Origin of the sequence: Mycobacterium sp. (genome assembly GCF_032162105.1) — a bacterium.
Lineage (GTDB): Bacteria > Actinomycetota > Actinomycetes > Mycobacteriales > Mycobacteriaceae > Mycobacterium.
On the sequence record NZ_JAVRPS010000248.1, the window covers coordinates 1 to 2,537 of the forward strand.

Genomic DNA, 2,537 nt, shown 5'->3' on the forward strand with positions numbered 1-2,537 from the left:
CCGCGACCACCCTGGCTCCTGCGGCGACGGCGACCTGCACCGCGCTGAGCCCCACACCGCCAACCCCGACCACCGTCACCCACTCGCCGCGCCTGATGCCTGCCCGAGCATGCAGCGCACGGTAGGCGGTGGCGAACCGACAGCCCAGTCCCGCCGCCGCGGCATCGGAGATGACGTCGGTCACCGCGACCAAGTTGGCATCGGCAGCGTGCAGGACGACGTACTCGGCGAAGGAGCCCCAGTGCGTGAAACCGGGCTGGGTCTGGTCGGGACACACCTGTGCCTGACCGTCCTCGCACCACTGGCACCGACCGCAGCCGCACACGAAGGGTGTGGTCACCCGGTCGCCGACCTTCCACCGTCGCACTTCGGCGCCCACCGCGACGATCACGCCGACCAGCTCGTGACCGGGGACGTGCGGAAGGGCTACCCCGTCGTCATGGCCTGCCCATGCATGCCAGTCACTGCGACACAGACCGGTGGCGTGCACCTCGACGACCACGCCCCCGGCCGACGGCGCCGGATCGGCCACCGTGCCGACGTCCACCGGACCACCGAACTCCTCGAAGACAGCCGCGCGCATGCAGCCATCGTCCCGCGAAGCGCTACGCCGGGTCGAGGTGAGCAGAAGCCATGGCCAAGGACGAGACGCGCCGCGAGCTGTTCGAGCCGCGCCCGCTGTGACGGGGTCAGACCGGACCGGTCGGTTCCCATTCGAACGGCATGCCAAACGGTTGCGTCGACGATGGCGAGCCGGTTGCGCGACCGGTTCGGGCGGTGACCCTCGGACTCGCCAGACCGCGTCGTTAGGCTGTGCCGCATGGCAGCAGAAATCGTGCCGGTGCGGCTCGGCCTGACCAAGGGCGATCTCTACACCTTGTGGGCACCGTCGTGGCGTGACGCCGACGACGAGTGGCAGGCGTTTCTCGGCAAGGACGAGGACCTCTACGCGTTCGAATCGGTCGCCGACCTGGTCGCGTTCATCCGGGCGGACAAGGACAACGACCTGGTCGACCATCCCGAGTGGACGGCCCTCGTCGAGGCATCGGCACACCGGTGCGACCCGGCGGACGAGCGGCAGTACGACCTCGTCGGCGTGCCCGAGCTGGTTGCCGAGAAGGCGACCGAGGACTCCGTCCAGTCGCTGCTGGGCGCCCTGAGCATCGTTCAGGCGATCGGATCGGTGTGCGACATCACCGCGGTGTCGAAGTTCTTCAACGGCCATCCGGTGCTCGGTTCGGTGGGCGGCGGCATCGACGCGTTCGAAGGCCGCCCCGGCCGCAAACGCTGGACCGAGATCGAGGCGGTCATCGGCCGCAGCTGGGACGGCGTCATCGACGCCATCGACTCGATCATCACCGTTCCCGACGTCGACGACGCCGCCTCGGAGAAGGCCGCCGAGGAACTGGCCGAGCCCGCGCCCGAGCCGGAGACCGACGACGAGGCCGACGACGAGGCCGGAGATGACGGCGACGACGTCGTGATCGAGGGTGAGGTCGACACCGTCGAGGAGGTCGAAGCGCTCGCCGCCGAGGCCCAGGACCAGGTGCTCGGCAGCCACACGGACTTCTGGGGCCAGGTCGGCATCGATCCGGTCCGGATCATGACCAGCGGCGGGACGTTCTACACGCTGCGGTGCTACCTCGAGGATCAGCCGATCTTCCTGGGTCGCAACGGCCGGATCAGCGTCTTCGGCTCCGAGCGGTCCCTGGCGCGGTACCTGGCCGACGAGCACGAGAGCGACCTGTCGGATCTGGCGACCTTCGACGACATCCGCACGGCGGCCACCGACGGGTCGCTGCGAATCAAGGTCACCGAAGACAACGTGTACGTGTTGAGCGAACTGTCCGAGGACATCACCGACGGGCCCGAAGCGGTCGATGGCCAGCAGCTCGAATTGGTCGTCGAACTGTTCAGGGACGTCAGCGATTACGCGGAGGACACCACCGTCGACGAGGCGCTGGACGTCGACCAGCCGCTCGGCAGGTTCGTCGCGCACGTGCTCGATCCGGGCTCGGTCACCAAGCCGCCCCCGCCCTACGCCAAGGCCGCCGCACAGTTCGATGCACTGGCAACCTTCGTGGAGTCGCGGCTGCGCACCGAGTAGGGCGATGAGTTCTGCCGTCGACGCGAGTCGACATGGGCATGACCATCACTGACGGCATCACCACCCGCTCGATCGACGTCCCCGGCGCGCGCCTGCACTACGAGGTCCGCGGCACGGGACCTCTTCTGTTCGTCATCGGTTCCCCGATGGGCGCCGCCGAGTTTGCGCCGCTGGCCGACGCGCTGGCATCGGGCCGCACCGTCGTCACCTACGACCCGCGCGGTCTTGCCGGCAGCACGATCGACGACCCCACGCAGGACGCCACCCCCGATCTGCGGGCCGACGACGTCGCGGCCATCCTGGACGCACTCGGCGCCGAATCGGCCGACGTGTTCGGCTCCAGCGGCGGCGCGGTCACCGGCCTGGCACTGGTCAGCCGTCACCCGGGCAGGGTGCGCACGCTGATCGCCCACGAACCGCCACTGCTGGA

The 2,537-nt window shown here is 69.3% G+C and carries 3 protein-coding genes; 2 read left to right on the forward strand and 1 reads right to left on the reverse strand.

The annotated features are described in order from the left end of the window. A partial coding sequence (locus QOC69_RS12370) for an alcohol dehydrogenase catalytic domain-containing protein (protein ID WP_526439807.1) occupies window positions 1-583 on the reverse strand: 583 nt, incomplete at its 3' end. A gap of 237 nt (window positions 584-820) precedes the next feature. On the opposite strand from QOC69_RS12370, the gene satS reads away from it, so the two are divergent. Together satS and QOC69_RS12380 are read left to right on the forward strand one after the other, a co-directional pair. Further along, window positions 821-2,107, forward strand: coding sequence for a protein export chaperone SatS (gene satS, locus QOC69_RS12375; RefSeq protein WP_526439809.1), 1,287 nt, complete (start codon window positions 821-823; stop codon window positions 2,105-2,107). Window positions 2,108-2,145: 38 nt separating this feature from the next. Further along, the coding region (locus QOC69_RS12380; RefSeq protein WP_526439811.1) for an alpha/beta fold hydrolase at window positions 2,146-2,537 on the forward strand (392 nt) is incomplete at its 3' end.